This window comes from Aestuariibaculum marinum, assembly GCF_014596975.1.
Lineage (GTDB): Bacteria > Bacteroidota > Bacteroidia > Flavobacteriales > Flavobacteriaceae > Aestuariibaculum > Aestuariibaculum marinum.
This window is the reverse complement of record NZ_JACVXD010000002.1, coordinates 758,403-782,906: the sequence shown is the minus strand read 5'-3', so window position 1 is coordinate 782,906 and position 24,504 is coordinate 758,403. Positions and strand designations below refer to the sequence as shown.

Genomic DNA, 24,504 nt, shown 5'->3' with positions numbered 1-24,504 from the left:
AAATTATACTAATTCTCTATCTCTATAACGACATGCCTCGTTTCCAAGGGATGAAATCATTCTGCTCTAATTTTCTTGCTTTTACTTGTTTCCCACTGGCTACTTCAATTAAAAAGTCCAATAATTGTTCTCCTGTTTCTTCAATAGTTTCTTCACCATCAATAACACCTCCGGTATTAAAATCGATGATATCATTCATTCTGTTGAATAATTTTGTATTAGACGACACTTTAATCACCGGTGTAATCGGGTTTCCTGTTGGCGTTCCTAATCCTGTGGTAAACAAAATAATATTCGTTCCTGACCCCGCTAAACCGGTAGTTGATTCCACATCGTTACCGGGAGTACATAATAAATTTAGTCCCGGTTTCACCACTTGTTCGGTATAATCTAAAACGTCTTCCACTGGCGATGTTCCTCCTTTTTTAGCTGCACCTGCCGATTTTATCGCGTCTGTGATTAATCCGTCTTTTATATTTCCTGGTGAAGGGTTTGCCGAAAACCCGCCGCCCAACAAGGTCGCTTTTTCATTGTAAACCGCCATAATATCAGAAAACTTATCGGCTTTCTCTTTCGACTGACATCGGTTAATTAATTCCTGCTCTACACCATTCAACTCCGGAAACTCTGCTAATACTGTCGAACCTCCCAAACCAACTAATAAATCGGATACATAACCTAATACCGGGTTGGCTGAAATTCCTGAAAACCCATCAGAGCCTCCACACTCCAGACCGATAACCAGTTTATCTAATGTCGCTGGTTGACGCTCCACTTTATTGGCTTCCATCAATCCGACAAAAGTTTTCTTAACGGCTTCAGCTAATAATTCCTTTTCAGAATTCATATGTTGCTGCTCTAAAAAGTAAACCGGCTTGTCGTTATTTGGAGACATTTTATTTAAAGCATCCTGTAAAATTTTAGACTGCGCATGCTGACAACCTAAACTTAATACCGTAGCGCCTGCCACATTAGGGTTATTAATATATCCTGCTAACAGATGACATAAAGCAATAGCATCAGACGTTGAACCACCGCAACCTCCATCGTGGGTTAAAAAGCGAATACCATCTACATTTGGGAATAACGGATTTTTATAAACATCATCGGTCTCCTTTAAAATGTCTTGTTCTAAAATTGCTTCGGCTGAACCGCCTGATTTATACGTTTCAATTAACGTATCGACATTTAAACCTAAATGCTGCTGTTTCCCAAAACCTAACTTATCAACTAAGGCATTTTTTAATACTTCAACATTTCTGTTCTGACAAAACACCAAAGGAATAATTAACCAGTTATTCTCTATGCCCACTGTTCCATTAGTTCTGTGGTATCCTAAAAAGGTTTTACCCTTAAATTTTGAAATATCGGGTGCTTGCCATTGTATTTTTTCTACAACTTGATTGGCACTGTAATGCTCCGTATCGTGTTCCAAATTTTCAGTAGTAATCAGTCCGCCTTTTGCTATCTCTTTTTTAGCTCTTCCCACTAAAACTCCATACATATGAATCGGGGCACCAACGTTAAAATTTTTGGTTGCAAATTTATGTTTGGCAGGAATATCATCTACCAAAATGTATGTTTGATTTTCAAACGAAAGTTCAGCACCCTTTACCAAATCGGTTAAGGCTACCAGTACATTATCTTTCGAATGTATTTTTAGTATTTCTTGTCTATTTCCTATCATTTAAAAATAAGATTAATAATTGCAATACTATAAATATTAAATCATCAAATCTTCCTAAATCATGACTAAACATGATACTATTTTTGCTTAAAACTTCACTATATTGATTTAACCAGCAATAAACATACTTTTAAAAATCGTTAACCCTCCTGATATGAATTAACATGTTCCTTTATGTATTCTGAAGGATTACAGCCCATTATTATTTTAAACTGCCGATTAAAATTTGATATATTATTGAAACCTACTTCATAACAAACCTCAGAAATATTCACCTTCTCCTCCAATAACAACTTGCAAGCATAACCAATACGGATTTCGGACACATAACGTGAAAACGGCTTCCCGTTAACGCGTTTAAATAATCTACTAAACGCCGTGGCATTCATATTTGCAATCTTAGCCACAGCATCTAAGGAGATATCCTTATTGAAATTCTTAAAGATATACGCATAGACCCTATCCAGCGTCTTATTGGTTTTTACCTTAAACGATTTCATATACCCAGAACTCGCCAATAACTTATAATCTTTATGACTCGAAAGTGTGTTAAGAATATTCAAAAAGGCAATCGTTTTATGAAACCCGTCAAGGCTTAACATCGTTTGGACCGTTTCTAAAAATTCACTCTGTAGATTTAAAAATTTAACACCAAAACGAGCACGATCAAACAGTTCCGATAAGTGATGCATCTCTGGTGTTTCAAAGAAATGATCGCCTAAAAAATCCTTTTTAAAATGAATGGCAATTGACTTTGCAACCAGCTCAGGGTCATCTGCAAAATAAGCTTCCTGATTCAGCCACATATGCGGTGTATTTTTACCAATAAGAAACACATCTCCTGGCTCAAACTTTTCAATACCATCCCCAATAAAACAGTTGCCGTCACTTTTTAAAATAACGACTAGTTCCAGCTCAGGATGGTAATGCCAGAGTTTTAAAAAATTAGAATCTTCATGCACTTTAGCAGTAAACGATGTATCACGTGGTGTACTCCTATCGATTAAATGAAGTTTCATTTCCTTATTTGATTTTTTATTCTACATCAATTTGAATGGTTGCATCCTTTAAACCATCTGAAGTGGCTTTCAATTGAATATTTTCAGCTTTACCGCTAGATTGAATAATAACAACACATTTACCATTATAGGCTTTACGTTTTTTAGCTTTAAACGATTCTAAACTCGCCTGATAACCGTTATCTACTCCCACAATTTTTCCTCCACCTGTAACTTCAAAATGAATTAAATTATTGGCTCTTGGCACTAAGTTTCCTTTATCGTCATTCACATTTACGGTAACATAAACTAAATCGTAGTTATCGTTTGTAATCACTTTTTTATCAGCTTCCAATTCTAATTTTGAAGCAGCACCTGCGGTATGTACTTCTTTCTCTAAAACCACTTGTCCAGCTTTTCGAGAGACCACTTTAATGGTTCCTGGTTCGTATTTTACGTTCCAAGATACATGCAACTCTTCATCTTGTTTAGACTTTACACCTTGCGATGTTCCGTTAACAAACAGTTCTACCTCATCAGCATTATTATAATATGCCCAGACATCGACTTCTTGTCCAGCATTCCAGTTCCAGTGCGGTAAAACGTGTAATACATTTTTATCGCTCCACTCACTTTGGTACATGTAATACACATCTTTTGGTAAACCTGCTAAATCTACAATTCCGAAATATGAGCTACGTGCCGGATAAGGATATGGAATTGGTTCTCCGATATAATCGAAACCTGTCCAGATAAATGTTCCTGCGATATAATCGAGTTTCTTAACGGTTTTCCAGTTTTCTTCGTGGGTGGTTCCCCAGTATGCTGCTACATTATCATACGCCGAAACGGTATAATCGTCGTTACCATCAAACGGTTCGTTATGAGCCGGAGGCCAGAATTTAATTTCTGGAGATGTGGCATCGTAATGACCACGTGTTTCTAAAGCCGATACACTTTCGGAAGCAATAATTTTTTGACCTTTAAAATTCTCAGGGAAAGTTCCGTAATCTTCATGCTTGTAATTAAAACCTAAAAGATCTAAAGCTCCAGATTGATAGATAAAGTTTTTCTCCGGAATATTCTCGGTTAAGGCACATGTTACAGGTCTGGTTTGGTCTAAACTTTTTACAATTTTCACCAAATTTTTCGTCATTGCAATTCCGGTGCTATCAAACTGCTCACGAATTTCATTACCAATACTCCACATCATTACCGAAGGGTTATTACGATCACGACGGATTAAATCCTGTAAATCACGTTTATGCCATTCATCCCACTCCAGGTTATAATCATTTTTAACCTTTCTTTTTTTCCATACATCAAAAGCTTCAACCTGAACGATTAATCCCATTTCATCACATAACTGCAACAATTCTAAAGATGACGGATTATGAGCCACACGAATGGCATTCACTCCCATATCTTTCATGATTTGAAGCTTTCTTTTTATAGCATGTTTATTGGCCACAGCACCCAAGGCACCATTATCGTGGTGCAGACAAACTCCATGAATTTTAGTTGACACACCATTTAATGAAAACCCTTTTTTAGCATTGAAGCTAAAATAACGAATACCTAGTGGCGTTTCGTAATTATCCACTAAGTTCTCACCTTCATAAATTTTTGTTTTCACCGTATACAAATACGGATTTTCAACACTCCACAACACAGGATTTAAAACTTCCATTTGTTGTCTGGTGACATAAGATGCATGCGGCTGAATGGTATCTATTTTTTCCGAAACGACAACCTCTAGATTATCGGAATCTAAAATCGTATTTACTAACTTAAAGACACGTTTTGCGGTGCTATCATTTTTAATCGTTGTTTCGAAAGCTACCGTTGCCTTATCTTTTAAAACTTTAGGCGTGGTTACATACGTTCCCCAGTGGTCAACATATAGATTTTCAGTAGCCACCAAACGCACATTTCTATAAATCCCAGATCCGGTATACCAACGTGAATTCGGCTGTAACGAATTATCTACTTTTACAGCAATCACATTTTCCTTTGTTCCAAAATTTAAATAATCCGTCAGATTATAAGCAAAAGAAATATATCCAAAAGGACGTTTGCCCAAGTAATGTCCGTTAATCCAAACCTCACTATTTCTGTACACGCCATCAAACTCCACAGAAACCGATTTACCATTCCAGTCTACTGGTAAGCTAAAAGTTTTTCTATACCAGCCTATTCCGGCAGGTAAAGCACCGCCTTCAGGTTTTGTTGGATGTTCTTCACTGAACTCACCTTCAATACTCCAGTCATGAGGTAAGTTAAGCGTTCGCCAATCGGTTAACTGAAAATTAGGTTGAATCGCCTCAGGAAAATCTCCTAATTTAAAATTCCAGTTGAAATTAAAATCTTCAACAATCCGCACGTCCTTTTCAACAACGTCTTCTGTTTTACTACAAGAAAAAATTACGCTGACTAACAGCAACAGGCTAAAGATTTTTGTTTGGTTTAATGTCTTGTTCATTATCTATACTCGTAATTAATAATCGCTTTTATTGAAATTCGAATGACTCGATTCGAAGTCCTTTCATGTTCTCTGATTCCAGCTGAATCTTATACGTTCCGGCATTAATATACCCTCCGGAAGTTGTATTTAAAATTTTCCACTTATCATTTCTAACCGGGAATTCGATATCGTCATTTCTTAATAAAATACCGTTAGCATCTTCAATTTTTAATCTCACCTTCAAGGGCGCGTCAGTTAAATTCATATACCTGAAACGCATTAAATAAATATTAGCAACTCCAGGCGTGACTGTAAAAGTAATACTGTTTTTTTTGTTTTCGGTAAACCCGACGTAATCACTTTTTTTAAAGAAAGCTTTTTCTACTCCAGAACCAGTAATCTCTGCATCGGTTTCTGCTTCCAGTTTTACAATCGCGCGATCGTCTTTTTCTTCCATAGAATATGTTGGAACCACTGCAATGGTTGCCAATCCATTTTCTGAAGTAAACTTAATTTGTTCACCTTTTTTAGCTACACGCTTATAAACCGTATAGGTTTGGTTTGAACTATTTTCAGCAGTTTCTTCCAATGTTTCATAACTTTCAAAGTGTTTTATTTCTGAATTTACAAAAGCATAAACCGTGGCATCGGTCTTCAAGGTAAACTCTCCTGAAACGGTTTTATTAGCTTCTGAAATCGGGAATTTTAAATAATCAGCGCCATAAACTTCTGAAGGCAATTTGGTAAAACTAACGTTTGAATTCACAAACTGTTTATCGGTAATATTTAGCCAGGTTGATTCTTCAACACCTGTATTCGCTGAAAGATTTAAAATATTCTTATCGGAGGCCTTAGCTGGATTTACATTATAATCATTTGAAGCAATAGCAATCGCCGAAATTACCGCCTCACCAGAAGCTACATTCGGAAATGACACCACTAACTTCCCATTTTCACTTTTTGCTGTATAGACTTTCTTTAAAGCAGTATCATGTCCAACGGTTTTCCAAATATCTAAATTCTTTTCAACAATATTATTGTTAATTGCTACATCAAATACACGCCAATCTTCGCAATCCATACCTCCTCCAGTGCCGTACCAAGGCTCATTAAAATACAATTCTACCTGATATTCGCCATCCGGAACAGGGAATTCGTAACGTAACTTATCGGCTCCATATCTAATATCCTGAAATAATTTCCAGTCTTGCGTTCCTGCAATCGGGTCGTAAGTGGTACGCTGACTCGCATAGTACGCCGGAAGGTTTTCAAAATTATCCGTCCATGATAATGAACCCCATGAATTTTCACCAGTTTTATGCACATCGGCTAACCAGGTATTTCCAAAGGTATCGGTATAATCGGCACCACCGCTATTCACACGATACAAATAATTAAAACCATCAGCTGGTTTTAAAATATCGTTTGCTTCGCTCACCAAGGCATCAAAATGTGGCGACTCTGGTAAATTATTTAACACAATAAAATCTTTCGCAACAGGCTTCCCATCAACATAACCCACAGCATACAATACATTATATTTTACATCGACATTATTAAACTGAAAATGTTTGCCTAATCCCGGATTTTTTAGTTTTCCTAAAGATGCTTCATTAACATCGTTAAACAACTCCACTTCATCACAATTTGAATATACATCGATACCATTTTTCGTTCCAATATCATTCCAACGGGTCGGCCACGAATGCGACACGATATACACCATCGGTTCTTTTTTGTTCGATACATAATTGGCGCGATACATATAAAATGCATCTAAAGGTTCACCCCAAATGGTAAAAATACCTTTGTAATTTACTGGCCCGACTTTATCGATATCGCGATAGCCTTCGCCATTTTGAGAACGCCCCGGATTTTCGTGAGAATATAATAACCAATGGTATTGCCCAACAATTTTATCGCTTACCGATTCGGCTTCAGCAACCTTAATTTCCATCAATTGTGAAAAACGATTTTCGCTAAGCTCTCCTTTTTGGTCGAACTCCCCTTCGGTATGCCAATCTGCCGAACGCCAGGCACCATATTCTCCATTTAATAAATGTTCGGTCATCTCTTCACCGTAATTATAAGGATCGCCTCCATACGTACCCGACCAGTTTTGAATCACGTTCCAATCTGTTCCCTGCCCACCGTTGCAGGTCGTTACTAAGCGTTGTGTTGCGGTTGGGTCTAATTCCCGGATTATTTGCGTACACTCTTCTGCAAAGTCCTTCGGAATGGTGCTTTCATTTTGTAAGCCCCACATCACCACAGAAGGATTGTTTCGACGTTCTTTAATCCATTCCTTCAATAAGGTTTTAAAATTGGCTTTAAACTCTGGTGTATCGTACCAGATATGCGCTGAAAATTGACTCCAGAATAAAATACCATCTTGATCTAAATGTTCCTGATATCTTAAATTATGTGGCTGATGACCTTCTCGAAATGCATTATACCCCGAGGCTTTAATTTGACCAATTCTGGCTTTTACATCTTTATCTGAAAACGAATGACTTCTACCAATTAGGTGTTCGTATTCGCAGGTTCCGTTTATAAAAATTGGTTCATCATTTAAGAAAAATCGATTATCATCACCTTCACGATTAATTGGCCAGCTTACCCAGCGGATTCCATAAGGTGTCGTTAATGCATCCTTTAAATCACCATTTTCGTAAACTTTAGTCACCAATTGATATAAATACGGATCTTCCGGCGACCATAATTTTGGGTTAGAAAACTCTGGTAAGGTTTGTTTGATTTCTTTTAAACCGGAAACGTTTTCTATTTCAGTTTTCACTGAAACCACCTCTTTTCCGTTGGCATCTATCAATATATTTTCAACAGTAATTTGTTTTGCTGAATCGCTATAGTTTTTAACCTCTGTAGTGGTATGAAGTAAAGCGTTTTCTTTGTTTGTTGATGCATCATTCCACACATGAACTCCGAAAGGTTCAATACGCAACTTATCGGTAACGACTAAAGCTACGGGTCTAAAGATTCCCATAGGCTGAGAGCCTTCCGAGAAGCCCCATTCACCTGAACAACCACCGCAGACCCAAGGTAAATCGGCTATAAATGCCGGATGTGCCGCTTTCACTACAATGTTGTTTTCAGTATTAAAATCAATAGCTTCAGTAATATCTAAAGTAAAGGTAGTTCGTCCGCCTTTGTGATTCCCCACTTCTTTACCATTTACCCAAACCGTAGCATACGAGCCTACGCCTTCAAAAAACAAAAAGTGTTGTTTTCCCTCGTCTTCATCATTTAATTTTAAAGTCTTGTAATACCAGGCTGTACCGTGTAAATTACCATGTTTCATACGGCGGTAGCCATAATACTGATCCCAGTTATGAGGTATAGAAACAGATTTCCACTCCTGATTTATCGCTATGTTATTCACAAATTCGGCCTCCGGTTGATGCAAACTATCTAAATGAATCGTATGCCAATTGTCGTTTAAACTGATTTCTTTTCGAATAGTATCAACCTTTACCTCTTTTCCACAAGACATGAACATTAAAATGGTTGCTAAAACTATGTATTGTAACTTTTTCATCAAACAATGATTCTAATAAAATTATAAATTTAAAGCCCCTGAAACAAGTTCAGGGTGACAAGACATGTCTTGTTAATAAAATAACCAATCTATGGCTTTACCTTCTTCCTTGTTGGTTATACCAGCATCGTGAATAACGATTTTTTCTTGTCCATCGATAAATCCTAAAACTAAAACCCGTCCTTTTCCTAACACCAGTTTATGCTCGCCCGGCTCGTAACGATAACTGTAAATATTTACCGGATACAAACCAGAAACCAACATAGCATTAGCAATCTTGATATCGGCTTGTCCCCTGTTATTCGCTTGCGCATTGGTTTCTAATGTTGGCGGCGCTAAAACGGTAAAACTGTTGGTATTGAAATACCCCACCAAAATTTTTACTACTTTGTCTGTTTTAAAATGTAAAACGGTACCGTTTTCCTGTTGTTCTTTGTCTGAGAATTGAACACCTGTCAGATGCCTTAATTCTTTTGCTACTTCGTCAATTTCAGCTTCATTATCAGAGTAAACTTTTTGTCCCTTTTTCAATGAAAAACGGGATGCTTCTTTATTTAAAACTAAAACTTCTACAGGCTCTAACGTCTTGAAGGTTTTTATTATTTCGTCATTATTATCAGATTTCAACATTTCTATATTGTGCTTAAACACCTCCAGCTCCTTTTGATAATGTGGCAATAACTCTTCCCAGGTTTTATTTTTACCATCGTTACCTCTAATGGGAATACGGCGCAACTCGGTTTGCATACTATTGGCATATAAATACGTGTCTTTTGTACGGTTAACCAACTCCTGATAATAAGCAACACTTTTTTCTAAATGTGGCAAGGCCTGGTCTAAATCTTCAATGTTATTCGAATAACTATAACGCAGTACTAACATGGCTGCTTTTACCTTTTCGGAAAAGAAATTAGCAAAGAGATTATAACAATAAATATCATTCTTTAAACGATTGAATTCTGTAACATCTTGAATAACATAAGGCGTTGCCTGTTCAATACCTTCAACAGCAGCTTTTCCATGATTGACAATTTCGTTGATGATTTGAAGCGGTGTTTCGCCAACATGAGGCTCGCCTTCCCATTCTTTTTTAGCATACTCCAATAAAATTTCACCAACAGGCCCGCATGACTCATAAAATCCGGGATACACCCGATATTTATAAGGATTCACCAACTGACTTGCGAACATGCCCAATAATAAGGTTTGTCGGTTCCCTTCAGTGATTCCAAATCGACGTAACGTTTTAGGCGCAATTTCACCGGCTTCTTCGTAAGCTTTTAAAATTCCTTCTCCTGAACCTACACCGTATTTCTGACTTAACTGATCTTGCCAAAAACTAATTTCTTCGGTTCTATCATGTTGACTATTCCAAGCATAACGTCCCCAAGCTTTATACCAAATCCAGTCGCGTTGCATTTCCAATAAACGCGGTTCGGTGTTATCGGGCGCATACGGCCAATCCCAATACGAAGTCTGCGGAAATAAATGCAGCGCATTAGCGCCATGAATGCTGTGCATGGCTTTTACACTTTTCTGAATAAAGTCTGGGGAGCCATAGCGGAAAGGTTCCAAATTCGCTAAAATATGCACGTTAGATATATGCGTAGAACCCGCTTCGCTTAACTTTCTGTGCGTTTCTGCCCATGGCCCTCGCGGTTCGTAAGTGGTTAGCGATTCGCCGTTGTATTTGTTCATGGTATACAGATTCTTATACAGCGGCAATGCTCTTTCCATAACCAAAGGCGCATCGGTATCGTGACCACGAAGAATAATTGGTGGTTCATTAGTTTCTCCAATTGATTGTAAACCGTCCTGAACTCCTGGAATAATGACTTTGGTAAACCATTCGACATCGTCATCAATAGTGTTCATGGCTTCACCCAAGGTAGTTAACAAACCAACGTTCGGGTATTTTTCAATAAAAGCTGCAATCGATTTTCTGGTATAATCAGCTAAAAGCGGAGTGATAGGTCGCGAGCGTTCCTGTGTTTTAATACCATAATGCTCCGCAAATGGTTTTGATACCAGAATATTATAAAACATTTGAATGACCCAAATGCCACGCTTATTGGCTTCTTCGGTAACGAATTTAAATATCTCCTCGTTCTTTTTAAAATCTTCATCACTAACTTCAACCGCAAACGGATAATCTTCTAGCTTGACTAAAGACGCAAACGGATGTCCATTCCACAGGTAAAGCGAGTTATAACGATTATCGACCATCATATCCAGATACTCAATCCAAAGGTCTTTATCGTAAAACCAAGGAAAATTTTCTGGGGTATACGGGTATTCGTAAACTGTTCTTCCCGGAAGGTATTCCGGTTTTTGAATGCCAATTACAGTACCTCGCAATACCATTTCCGGAGCATCTTTTTTATTGATGCTATCAGGTAATACTTTGGTTTCAGAAATATGATCTACCAAATCGAGCGCTCCGTAAAGCACGCCAGAAGCATCGGTGCCTTCAATGTAAGTTACCTGCCCAAAAGACATGATTTGAAAACCTTCCTTTTCTGTAAGACTTGAATCATCTATGTTTAAATCTGAAGTATTTAAGTTCCAATTTTCACTTCCTTTTTCACCAATAATAATGGTTCTATCGGTATTATTTTCGGGTAATCTATCGGAAACGGTTACATGGTAATTATTTTCCAATAATACGCCTGAAAGCTTATCGATAGCAAAGGCTAAACGTGGTAATTCTAAATCGCCAACAATAACCACATGCTTGGTTTTAGCACAGGATAATATCAGCAAAAGAAAACATAAACTTAAATACTTCATCTTATTTTTTATTCACCCTGAAACACTTTTTTAAGGTATGCGACATTCGCTCCGTAGTTTTTCACCACGTTATGAACATCGGTAGTATCACGAGATCGCTCCACAATCAACCAACCTTTCCAGTGCATCTTATCAAGGGTTTCTTTAATTTTCGGAAGATCGATAGCCGGATCGTTTTCAATCCAGTGCCCGTCTGTATTTGAGGCATGAATTTCACCAATATTATCGCGACCTAATGTTTTTAATTCCTTTGAAATATCGCGTCCGTTTTTAATAGCGTTTGCAAAATTGAATGCAATTTTAATATTTCTGTTTCCTATTTCCTTTAATAACTCTTTTTCTTCAGCTGCAGATAAAGAGGTTTCAACCGCAATAATGCCGTTAATCTTATCGACCTGTTCTCCTGCCCAACGTAATCGTTCAACAATAGCAGGACGTAATTCTGGATGTTTCACTAAATCTCCTTTAGTTCCTAGTGGCAAATAAGCTACTTCAACATCGAATGTTTTCATCACCTCGATACAATCAGACACCATTTTTTTATACGTTGGACGCTCTGCAAACGACTGCCCATAGAAACCAGACATGGCAATAGAACTAATACCAACGCCTGTTTCTGCCATTTTTTCGTTCCATACTCTAACGCTTGCGGTATCACCATTAACAAATTTACTATCAAACGTTTCGCGATTTCCTAAACCACCCATATCCATCTCAACAGCATCGGCTCCAATTTCTTTGGCTCGTTCAAATTCACCTAATTTCTGACGTTTTAAAATCATCCAATCGCAAACCGCCACTTTATAGCGTTCTTTAGTTGGACCTGGCCAAACCCCATCTACAATTGGAAAAGTCACCAACTGTGAAGGATCAATTTTTACATACTTTATTTTTTGACGTCTCCATGTGTATACACAGTGAAGCATACCGTCTGACCCCTGAATGATTGAAGGATACGAATACTGACTAATTTTAGAATCTTCTAACACTAAAGCGGCATTCCAGTTGATTCCATCTTTGGAAGTTGCAATATTTAACGGACTTCTATAGCTTTTGTTCATATCTTCATTAGGCCAAACATGGTTGTAAATTAAAGCATGCTCACCATTTTTCATGGTTACGGCATCGGTTCCTGAACTATTGTTAGGCATATTCAACAACTCTAAAGGCGACCAGGTTTGTCCGTTATTTTCAGACCATGTTGAAAATAAATGTCTGTTTCTGGTTCTTCCAATTTGTTGCAGTTTTCCATTTTCATGGAATAAAATACTTGGTTGAATTGCATTGATATCGTTTGGTCCTTTTGGCAAGGTATCCTGTATATTCCAGGTTTTACCAAAATCTGGTGTAGACTCCATGCGTAAATTCCAACCGTTACCCTCTACACTCGATGGCAATAACAACGTACCATTTTCTAATAGTTCCGGTTTGTTTTTAATCGGACCTAAAAAACCTTCAGGCAACTTTTCGGCTTCGGACCAGGTTTCGCCACCATCAGAAGAACGCTTCAACATCCCCCACCATGTTGATGGATGCGGTCCTATTTTATAAAACAACATTAAGTCTCCATCAGGAATCTGATACAACACCGGGTTCCAAGTTGGGTAACGTAAGGTATCATTCTGAACACCATTAGCAACCTCAACACCTTCCGTCCATTTTCCGTTTTTACGCTTACTCACATAAATACATACATCAGGGTTACGTTCGTGTGTTCCTCCAAACCAAGATGCCACTAGTTCGCCGTTTGTATTTTCGACTATGGTTGCTGCATGACAAGACGGATATGGCGCTTTATCATAAATAAATTCGTCAACCACAATACCTTCTCGCCACGTTTTATCTTCTAAAGCTATTTTCTTTTCAACAGGTTGTTTACAACTCCCAAGAAGGATACTTCCTAAGAGCACCATAGCTATTTGAAACTTTTTCATTTTATCTCTATTATCTATTATTCAATTGGTTTTCTCTTTTTATAGCTTCGCTGAAATGGTATAAGTTCCTGATTTCAGACTTAAAACTATCTTGTCATTTTCTGATTGATATACTTCAGAATTTATTTTTTCTCCATTAAGTCTCACTTTTAAAGCATCGCTTGTTGGAATATACACTTTAGCTGTCGTGTTTACCGGTACAGTCACCTCCCATTGGAGCTTATTTCTGTTCAATTTCCAGTAACTTTTAATGATTCCGTGAATCGATTTATAAGAGGCGTTTACATAAGTTAAACCAGCTTTAAAATCGGGGTTCATAATAATTTGTTTAAACCCTGGTTTTTCAGGATTACTTTTAATACCCGCCATGTTTTCGTAATACCAAATGATTAAATCGCCCAATAGCATCACGTGGTTTTGTGAATTCATTTTTGGGTCGGCAGTATTTCCATTCCACAGTTCCCAAATAGTAGTTGCACCGTTTTCAACCATATACCCCCAGCTTGGGTAGGTTTTATTTGATGCCAATTTAAAGGCTAAATCACCGCGACCAAACTCGGTTAAAGTTCGCATTAAAAACTGTGTTCCCACAACGCCGGTACTAATATGCCCTTCCTTAACGACTTCAATTTGATGAACCATATTCTCAAAAACCTTTTGCTGAAGATTATCAGGAACCATATTAAACGCTAAAGGCAACACATTTGCGGTTACTGTATTGTTGGCATAGCTATAATTTTCTCTGTTGAAATACTTCGTATTGAATGCTTTTTTAATGCGTTCGGCTAAAGCGTCGTAATATGCTATATCAGCATCACTGTTCCCTTGAATTCTAGCGAACTTTTTCATGATTTGAAGCAAGTGATAGTAAAACGCACTAGACAGCACTTCGCCATCGGTTAAACGCGTTGGATCGCTGGAACGGATAATCTCCAATGATTCCGGTGGTACACACCAATCGCCATATTTATCTTTCGTCATTAAATCATCTTTCAGATAATTGGCTTCCATATACAGCAACCATTTTTTCATATATGGATAATGTTCTTTAATTACCTTTTCGTCACCAAACTGTGTGTATAACATATCGGCTACTTTCATGTAAGCACCTTGCCAGGTGACCCCATCACCGTAATAACGCCAGAACGCGGGAGCGACATCCGGAATACCACCATCTAAAGTTTGCGAATATTTTATATCGTCCAACCACTTGGCGTAAAGCGTTTGATTATCGAAAATAAAACTCTCGCCATAAGCCCCCGTAGTACGATCGCCTAACCACGGCTGACGCTCATTACGTTGCGGACAGTCGATTGGCATCCCTTTATAGTTTCCGCTAATGCCCCAAAAGGCATTTTTAAAAATCTGATTCATGGTTTCGTTTGAACACTCGAACGTTCCCGTGGTTTCCATGTTATCGTAAACCACTTTTCCTAAAAACTGATCTAACGATGGCTTCGATTTAAAGCCTGTAAGCTCCACGAATCTAAACCCATGAAAGACAAATGTTGGTTCCCAGACTTCTTCACCTTCTCCTTTTAAAATATATGCATCGGTGGTTCGGGCATCACGTAAATTAGCTATGTAAAGTGAACCATCGTCTTGCAATGATTCGGCGAATTTCATGGTAATTTTATCACCACGATTTCCTTTTACTTTTATTTGTAACCAACCTACCATATTCTGACCCATATCCAGAATATAGGTTCCTCGGCTGGTTGAAGAGATAGAAATAGGTTTTACCTCATCCATGATTTTCATATTGGGTGTCATCTGGCCTTCGTAAAATCCGCCAGGTTCCTGAACCCACATCATGTTTAACCAATCGCTATCGTCAAACCCAACTTTGTTCCAGTTTGGCATTTCTTTTCGGGCATCGTAAACTTCACCATCATATTCATTATTGCTTCTGATTGGGCCATACGGTGTAAATTTCCAGCTTTCATCGGTTTTTATAGTTTCCTTGCTGCCGTCTTCATATTCTACTACCAACTGCATGGCCATTTTTGGAAATCCGAAACTTTTAATCTTATAGGGTTTATATTCCTGACGCATGGCAAAAAAGCGTCCGTTTCCTAAAATGGTTCCTAAAACATTATCGCCTTGTTGCAACTGAGAGGTAACATCAAATACATTGTATTTTACATTTTTAGTATAATCGGTAGGCACTGGAGCCAATACCTGATCTCCTATTTTTTCACCATTAATGTAGAACTCATACAAGCCCATCCCCATAATGTACACTTTGGCACTTTTAACCTTTCCTTTTAAGTTGATAGGTTTTCGAACATATCTAGCCGAAAGTTTTGCAAACTGGCCAATACTATCTCCTTCAAATAAGTGATTATAACCAATCCATCGTGTAGATTTCCATTCGGCATAGGTTAAAATCCCCATACTCCAAAGGGCCGATTCGCTCCAATTACTTTCTCCTTTATTCGTCCATACTTTTACTTTCCAAAAAGCTTCGTCTTTACTATCTAAGCGCTTTCCTGTATATTGAACATTTACAGTGGCATCGCTATTTACTTTTCCGCTATCCCATAAATCAGCTTCATTATTTTTTAATTTTTCAGGTGAAGATGCTACCAAAATATGATATGCCGTTTGTTCAATCTGAGATGCATCTGTTTCTAATTGCCAGCTTAATCGTGGTTGCACCACATCAATTCCTAACGGATTGGTTAACATTTCACATTGCAAATCGGTTACCTGAATGGTATTCTGGGCCACCGAAACCCATGAAATCAATACTAATGTGATGTATATAAATGTCTTATTCATTGTCTTCCTTTTATTCAGAAATCACCTTCTCCAATTTGCTTGAAGAAGCTACTTCTTTTCCGTTTCTAAATACTTTTAAACCTTGACCTTTATGGTATTTCTCTCCGGTTTTATCCCAAAGAATGGTAATTATATCGCCGTGATATAACACGTTATCTAAACAAAACCAATCCCATTGGTCTTCCGGAATTAATGGATTTACTTCTATGTTCTCATCTGCACGCGGACGTAAACCAACCAACCCGGTAATCATTAAATCGTTAAATGTTGAATGATTGTAGTAATAACTACGCTCACGATCTCCCATTAGCCAGTATCCGGTTACTTCATCTAAATACTCTCCAATATAAGGGCGTCCTCTGTGGTATTGCGACTCTACATATAAATTCATATGATTGAAATAATCCCCTTTACCAACCACTTCCTGTTTGTAATTGTTTAAAAGATTCGCCATAGCCGTTAACGTTTGTGCCGAAGCAAATGGCCAAACTGCACCATCCCACTCACAGGTTCCGGTGCCATGTGTTCTAAAACGTGGATGTCTGCGCTCGGCAGTGGTTAATCCGTAAGGTGCTAAAAAACCACCTTCATCTTTTACCTGCTCCCAAGCCACTTCGAAACCTTTATTTTCAGATGGTAAATTGAAATACCAAGGAATAAACCCGATAGCTTCGCGCACTTGTGATGATGTATCTTTCTCGGTTAAAGTTTCAAAAAATTCATGGTCGGTATTCCAAAGTTTAGTTTCAACCAAACCTTTTAAAGTCTTCGCTTTTTTATCGAAATATACCGATTGTTCACTGTCCCCTTTCATTTTTGCCATTGTTGATAACGCTTTGGCATTGGCATACATATAACTGTTAATGGTTGGACGCATATTTTGCACATGACGACCACCACTTAACGATTCTTCCATACCGTCTTTCACATCGTGCTGCCAAAATAACCCATTAGGTGTTTGACGTTCGTTTTCCCAGGCGGCATAATCGGAAACCATATCTGGGTACATGTCTAAAAGATAGTTTTCATCTTTATTTACGAGATACATATTGTACAAGGCATCTGCCGTCCAGCTACTAAATTTATGTAATTTCCCCATGGGTTTACCCTCATTTCCTCTATACCAAACATGCACATTCTGTTCTATATATTTGGGATCGTGAGCCCAACGGAATTCATAAATATGATGTCCTAAGGCACAGGCTATTAAATTGTATTTATCGGCATACGAACGATCTACCAAAAACTCGGTAATCGCATAACCTTCTGGTGTGTCGGTAATATGCTTACGCAAACTCCACCAACGGAAATAGTACATTTCTTCAAAATTATCCTGCGGACATTCAAACAGCGGAATATTTGCTTTCATCCACGACCAGGCACTATCATTTGGCACTGCCTTGGCGATGTTTTCATCTTCCATTCGGTTGAAATAATCGGCGTAATGCTTAAAATCATCTGCCTTCAAAACAGATTCCGTTTCTGAAGATTTACATCCTGCGATTAAAAAAGGTAATACCAGTAATAAAGATTTTATCTTGTTCATGTTCATCTATTTAATTTTTAAAACAAGGTGTTTTTTATCTATTTCATTTATAATATTAGCTATGAATTGCCAAATGCCCATTATGGGCTTTTATTTACCGTAAAACGTATAGGTTTCCCCAGCTTTCATCTGCACATCATATTCGTAATATTTTGGAAGTTTTACCTTCTCTAATTTTGCTGATTTTGAAATAATCGGTTCTTTAACATTAACTTCGTAGAAAAACGGATTATCATTTTTGCCTTTAGCTTTTCTTAAACCTGCTCCTCGTAAAGGCGATTCTAAACGTAATCGGCAATTACCATCTATTGAAGCGGTAATTTTTAATTCGGATACTTTGCTATTTTTCCAGCTCATATCCAGTTCGTAACCACCTCTGGTTTTTAAACCTCTTACCACCCCCTCTTTCCAAACGGAAGGCAAGGCTGGTAATAACTGAATCCCGCCTTCGTGACTTTGCATTAACATTTCGGCAATACCAGCGGTACAACCAAAATTTCCATCAATTTGGAATGGTTGGTGTGCATCTAACATATTCGGGTAGGTTCCCCCACCTTTTCTCTGTTCAGGAGTTACTAAGTGTAACTGATCTTGTAATAACTTATAGGCATGGTCTCCATCTAATAAACGCGCCCATAAATTCACTTTCCAGCCCATAGACCACCCTGTAGATTCGTCGCCTCTAAACTCTAATGAGGTTTTAGCCGCCTGAAATAATTCTGGTGTTCTATTTGGTGAAATTTGATTACTTGGGAATAGTCCGTACAAATGCGACACGTGACGGTGATGATCTTCCGGGTCGTCCCAATCGATTAACCATTCCTGTAACTGTCCGTGTTGCCCTATTTGCATCGGTGCCATTTTATCTAAAGCAATTTGAAGTTCTTTTGCAAACCCTTTATCTTCTGAAAGAATATCCGTGGCACGCATAATGTTGGTAAACAAGTCGAAAACTAACTGATTATCCATAGTCGTTCCTGCAGTAATAGTCGATTTTCCATCTTCACCCCCATGGGTGTTTTCAGGCGAGTTTGAAGGCACAACCACTAAATATCCAGAATTAGGATCGGTAATCATGAAATCTAAAAAGAACTGCGCTGCGCCTTTCATAATCGGGAAAATTTCTTTTAGATATTCGGTATCTCCCGTATACAGATAACGCTCCCATAAATCCTGACATAACCAGGCACCACCTGTTGGCCACATACCCGATGCCGCCATATCAATTGGTCCTGTTATACGCCAGATATCAGTATTGTGGTGCAATACCCAACCGTTAGCGTTGTACATTATTTTTGCTGTTTCTTTACCAGTTTCAGCAACTTCTCTTGCCAACTGAATAAACGGCTCGTGCATTTCAGAAAGATTTGTTAATTCCGAAGGCCAATAATTCATTTCGGCATTAATATTCATGGTATACTTACTTTCCCATGGTGGAAATAACATATCATTCCAGATACCTTGTAAGTTGGCGGGTTGTCCTCCCGGTTGTGAACATGATATTAACAAATAACGTCCAAATTGAAAATATAATGCTGCCAATTCCGGATCGAACTGACTGTCAAATTTCTTAATTCTGATTTCGGTTGGATCGTTATCAACATGACTTTTTCCTAAATCTAAAGACACCCGATTAAAAAACTTTTGATAGTATTTAACATGGTCCTCTTTTATGGTTTCAAAATCCTTGGCTATAGCTTTATCTAAAAAGTCTTTGCTTTTCGAAATATAATCTCCTGAAATATCTTTATAATTCACAAAATTGGTCGCGATAGAAATATAAAGTGTTACCGCATTAGCGTTTTCAACGCTGATAATTCCATTTTTAACTGAGGCATTTCCTCCATCATGCTTAGCAGTCATACGCCCCTGAAACTTCACTTTTCCTCTGGTGCCTTCAACAGTACTTGTTTCTCCCGATAGAGTCACTTGGTCCTCCTCAGTAGTTGTTAAGGTTTTATCGAACGGACTGTTCATAAAGCTGTTGAAGGTAATCATGCCCGGTTTGTTTGCCGATAACTTAACCACAATCACATCATCTTCAAAGGCCGTTAAAATTTCACGAGTATATTCAACACCTCCTACCGTATATTTCACTTTGGCTGTAGCATTTTCAATATTTAAATCGCGGTAATAATTGGAGTAATTCTGATGTCCCGGAAACGATACATACACACTTCCGAAAGTCTGATACGGCATCCCGTTATTGGTTTGCGAACGAATATCGGATGTTGCTAAATCCTGAGCTTCTTTATAGCGTCCTTCAAAAATTAACTGACGTACTTTTGGCAAAGCCACCAACGCTTTTTCGTGTGCATTACTGTTTGGCGAACCTGCCCAAATGGTTTCTTCATTTAACTGTAAACGCTCTACCGCAGGGTCTCCAAAAACCATAGCTCCTAAACGACCATTCCCTAAAGGCAAGGCTTCGTTCCAGATTTCGGCTGGCTTATCGTACCAAAGTTTCAATTCATTTTGTGCCGACACTTTTAGCATTCCAAAAAGGAAAATCAACACAAGACTTTTTAATATTATATTATTTCGATTCATAAACTCTTTCATTTTTTTCTCCAAACAATTCATACAATGCTTCAATATCTTTTATGGCGTTTTTTGGTAAGTTTTCAGGGTTATTTCCAAACACATAAAGGTTTTCATAAGGTTCAACAGTTACCGTTGATTCATCAATACCTCCGTTTCTATCGGATACTTTTTTCAAACTCAATTTCAAATATTTCGCCATAAACGGATACATCGCCATACGCTTAGATGCCTTGTAGTTATGCCCTTCTTTTGCAAAATGTGCATTTTCAACTACATCTTTTTTTCCGTAAAATTCATAAATACGTTGAACAAAAGGGTACTCCAATTCCGGAGTGTTATTGGTCCAGTCACCACCATCGGAAACTAACAATTGTGGTTTAGGCGCAGCCATGGCTGCGATTTCCACATTATTGGTTCCATTACCGCATAAATGAATACCGCGACCACTCTCGCAAGGACAACCTCCGGAATGGTAAGACGATACCATAACCACAGGTACCGATACGGTAATTCTATCGTCAAGTGCTGCTAAAAACACCGTTTGCGAACCACCACCAGAACCTCCAGTAACACCTACGCGAGACATATCGGCTTGTTTTAAAGTAGACACATAATCTAACAAACGCATGCCTGTTAGCACCTGAACGGTTGAGGCGATACTGTTTCTATGATATTTTGAATCGAATTGCAACTGCGATTCATCCCAGGCAAACAAATCGTAATTCACGACAATGGCACCCATTTTTGCCAACATCGCACAACGAATTTGCTCGCTTTCGCGGAAACGACCATCACCAAAATGCCCGTTAGGCGTCACAATAACCGCAGCCTTTTTAGGCATTGGATGTGGCTTGTAAATCGATCCGGTTGCGTAAACTCCTGGTAATATTTCTAAACCTATGTTTTCAACCGTGTAACCTTTATACTTTCGTTTTTTTGTTAGGAAGGGTTTGGAATCGGGCATGGCGGGTGCTTTATCCAATCCGAATGCTGAAAACATACAGGCTTTTAATTCGGCTTTACGTGCTTCCCAAGATGCTAAATCAGGACTTAAAGATTCTAAATACTTGAGACGCTCTGCACCTTTTTCTTCGGTTAACTTATGATATTGAAACTTCTTAATTTTATACGTACCGTTGCTTTGCTTTACAGCAGAAAGATTAAACGGACTCAACACATTGGCGAAAGTCACTTCAAGATTGGTGGCATCAATTTTCCATTGACCATAATCAAGTTCCTTATCTTTTAGTAATCCGTCATTATCAATAATTTCAATCTGAAATACCGACTGAATGGTTTTTACTGTTTCAGTTAAAGCTTGTTTAAAATGAGTATCGGAGGTTTGCGCATACACATTTGGCAACATGAAACATGCTACAAAAAACAGAACAAACCTTATATTTTTCGTCTTCATCATTATTTTTTGCAAACTATATTATACACACCAGAACCGACTAAATAAGTTGGTCTGTTGTGTTCTACATTCGACTTTTCGAAATCCTTTCCATTCACCTCAATATGCATTGACATATCAACCGGCAAGGTAATAGTTGCTGTAGTATTTGCAGGCACTTCTACTTTAAAAGTTATCGCATTATCTGACACATTCCATTCTGAAACAATGGTTCCGTAAAGTGACTCGTAACTTGCTTTTACGAAGGTCATATCACCTACAATTTCCGGTTCGATAAAGAAATGTTTAAATCCTGGATGCTCCATATCTGGAGTAATTCCGGCTAAACTGGTGTAAAACCATTCTTCAATTTGGCCCATCATAAAATGGTTCCACGAATTCCCCTTTCTTGGATCCCATTGCTCGGTTAATGTCGTTAATCCGAATTTTATCTGGAACCCGTAACCCGGCGTATCGTAGTGGTTATTCATTTTGTACATGGTTTCGTTTTCACCATTTCTGGCCAAGGCTTGAAATAAATAGCGGTTACCAACATCACCTGTTGTTAAGCGGTAGCCTCGTTCTTTGATATCGGCTAATAAATTACCCATAACTGCTTGCTTATACTGTGGCTCAACAATATCCATAAACACAGAAACGGCATTACTAAACTGACTTCCGGTGCCGTATTGCTTGGTTTCAGCATTGAAAAATTCGTTATTATACGCTGTTTTGATATCCTGAGTTAAGGCTTCATATTTAGCAATATCTTCGGTTTTATTCAAATGCTTCGCTGCTTTTGCAAACAAGTACGCCGCATAGTAGTAGTGACTCGTTGCTGATAGCGCAATAGGACTATTTTTAGAGTAGCCGGCAGCATGCTCACCATAATCGTACCAATCACCTAAGCCATGAGACACAATATAATTATCGGATGTGCTTGTTAGGTAATCGACGTACGTTTTCATCACGTCGTAGTACTCTCGAATTAAGGAATCATCGCCGTAATATTCATAATACATCCAAGGTAAAATCACACCAGACACCCCCCATTCCGGTGAATCGGTAAAATCGCCACCAAACACCACATATTCCGGAGCAATAGTTGGTATTAAACCATTTTCGCGTTGCGCATCTTTAATATTTCTCATGATGGTAGGAAAATAAGTTTTCATTTTGTAATTAAACATTAAACCTGGTCCGTTAAGGTGTGCCTCTTCCAGCCAACCCAATTTCTCACGATGCGGACAATCGGTTAATACCGCCTGAAAATTACTTTTTATAGCATTGTTAATCAATTCGTGTGCTTTGTTGAAAATCTCGTTTGAGCTTTCGAACGACCCAATTTCGCCTGCCGAATTATAAATAAAATTTGATTTTAAATCGACCAAAGTAGGTAAACTATCCACTTTGGTTTCTTTATAATTGATGTTTTCAATCTGAATATACTGATACCCGTAATAACTGAACTTAGGCTGCCAGATTTCTGTTCCTCCTCCTTTCAGCGTATAATCATAATAATATGGTTTTCCTGAACGTCCTTGACTGATAGTACCGTCTTCCTTTAGGCCTTCACCAACCCAAACACGAACCGTCTGCCCCTGTTTTCCTTGTACCGAAATGGTTGGAAAACCAGACAGGTTTTGCCCCATATTAAACACATAGGTATTTGGACCAACTTCATTAAATTCTTTAACATCGTATTGTTTTTGAATGGTTACCGGCGGCGCAATCTGTGCTTTCAACTCACCTTTTGGAGCTTCCTGAATAACAACCGGGTTCCAGTTCGAAGCGTCAAAGTTTGGCTTGTTCCATCCTTTTTGTTCTAAATTCGCATCGTAATCTTCGCCACCAAACATACCGTTATAAGTTATCGGGCTTAAGCTGTATTTCCAACTTTCATCTGAACTTATAATAGTTTCTGAACCATCTTCAAAAGTCAACTTCATTTTAAAGAATAAAGTCGGAGGCCCAAAACTCACAAAGAACTTGGTATAGCGTCCTTGTACCGTATTGTACATCCCGTTTCCTAATAACACCCCTACAACATTATCGCCATTATTTAACGACTCTGAAGGAATTTCATACGTATTATAATTTACCGATTTATCGTAATCTGTCCATAAGGGCGCAAACTCACTATTACCAATTTTTTTGCCGTTGATACTTAACTCGTAATGACCAAGTCCAGACACATAAACAACAGCATCCTTAATGTCCTTTTCAACATTGAAAGGCTTACGAAGCATTATACTTTTACGCGACAAAGAATCGGATGCATTTATGATACTATCGCGTCTGGATCTTTTAATAATTGCCGTATGATAATGTCTGCCTTCCGGTAAATGGCTGTCGGCTTTTGTAACCGCTCCAATCCATGTTGGATTTAATCTTGAAGCTTCAGGCACGGTTCTAAAAAATCCTGTTGAACTCCAGTCTGTAGATTTATTATTGTTTGTCCAAACCTTTACTTTCCAATAGTATTTCGTTTCAGCATTTAAGGGTTTTGCTATAGTTACCAACTGACTTTGATCTGAATCTACCTTTCCGCTATCCCAGATATCGGCAATATTATTCTTTAAATTTTCTTCGGAAGACGCTACTAAAACCTGATAAGCCTGTTGAGTTACATTGCGTAATTCCGGTGCTTTAATTTGCCAGCTTAATCGTGGTGTCGTCGATTCAACCGCTAGTGGATTTTCAGCCATTTCACAGGTTAAATCAGACAAAAATACGGATGCCTTGTTTGATGGTTTACAGGCTGTAAACACCAAAACAAATAAAACTATAGCCTTTAATACCTTCAAT

Annotated in this window: 11 protein-coding genes; all 11 read right to left on the bottom strand. The window is 38.2% G+C overall.

What is annotated here, in order from left to right:
* Positions 1–22: 22 nt before the first annotated feature.
* Positions 23–1,687: a UxaA family hydrolase gene (locus tag ICJ85_RS07115; protein ID WP_188223071.1), complete on the bottom strand. Its 1,665-nt coding sequence runs from the start codon at positions 1,685–1,687 to the stop codon at positions 23–25.
* A 140-nt stretch (positions 1,688–1,827) separates the two neighbouring features.
* Complete coding sequence (locus ICJ85_RS07110; protein ID WP_188223070.1) at positions 1,828–2,706, bottom strand: AraC family transcriptional regulator; 879 nt, start codon at positions 2,704–2,706, stop codon at positions 1,828–1,830.
* A gap of 16 nt (positions 2,707–2,722) precedes the next feature.
* Positions 2,723–5,167, bottom strand: coding sequence for a sugar-binding domain-containing protein (locus ICJ85_RS07105; RefSeq protein WP_188223069.1), 2,445 nt, complete (start codon positions 5,165–5,167; stop codon positions 2,723–2,725).
* 28 nt (positions 5,168–5,195) lie between these two features.
* Entirely contained in the window at positions 5,196–8,705 is a 3,510-nt protein-coding gene (locus ICJ85_RS07100) for a malectin domain-containing carbohydrate-binding protein (protein WP_188223068.1), read from the bottom strand.
* A 72-nt stretch (positions 8,706–8,777) separates the two neighbouring features.
* Complete coding sequence (locus ICJ85_RS07095) at positions 8,778–11,495, bottom strand: alpha-d-galacturonidase (RefSeq protein WP_188223067.1); 2,718 nt, start codon at positions 11,493–11,495, stop codon at positions 8,778–8,780.
* An 8-nt stretch (positions 11,496–11,503) separates the two neighbouring features.
* Complete coding sequence (locus tag ICJ85_RS16555) at positions 11,504–13,429, bottom strand: exo-alpha-sialidase (protein ID WP_241739503.1); 1,926 nt, start codon at positions 13,427–13,429, stop codon at positions 11,504–11,506.
* A 39-nt stretch (positions 13,430–13,468) separates the two neighbouring features.
* Complete coding sequence (locus tag ICJ85_RS07085; protein WP_188223066.1) at positions 13,469–16,213, bottom strand: alpha-L-rhamnosidase; 2,745 nt, start codon at positions 16,211–16,213, stop codon at positions 13,469–13,471.
* Positions 16,214–16,223: 10 nt separating this feature from the next.
* Complete coding sequence (locus tag ICJ85_RS07080; protein WP_241739502.1) at positions 16,224–17,759, bottom strand: MGH1-like glycoside hydrolase domain-containing protein; 1,536 nt, start codon at positions 17,757–17,759, stop codon at positions 16,224–16,226.
* A gap of 90 nt (positions 17,760–17,849) precedes the next feature.
* Entirely contained in the window at positions 17,850–20,309 is a 2,460-nt protein-coding gene (locus tag ICJ85_RS07075; RefSeq protein ID WP_206688033.1) for a glycoside hydrolase family 95 protein, read from the bottom strand.
* Entirely contained in the window at positions 20,296–21,720 is a 1,425-nt protein-coding gene (locus tag ICJ85_RS07070) for an acetylxylan esterase (RefSeq protein ID WP_241739501.1), read from the bottom strand. The genes ICJ85_RS07075 and ICJ85_RS07070 overlap by 14 nt, the downstream gene beginning before the upstream one ends.
* Entirely contained in the window at positions 21,720–24,503 is a 2,784-nt protein-coding gene (locus ICJ85_RS07065) for a glycoside hydrolase family 78 protein (RefSeq protein ID WP_206688032.1), read from the bottom strand. The genes ICJ85_RS07070 and ICJ85_RS07065 overlap by 1 nt, the downstream gene beginning before the upstream one ends.
* Between the last annotated feature and the right edge of the window lies 1 nt (position 24,504).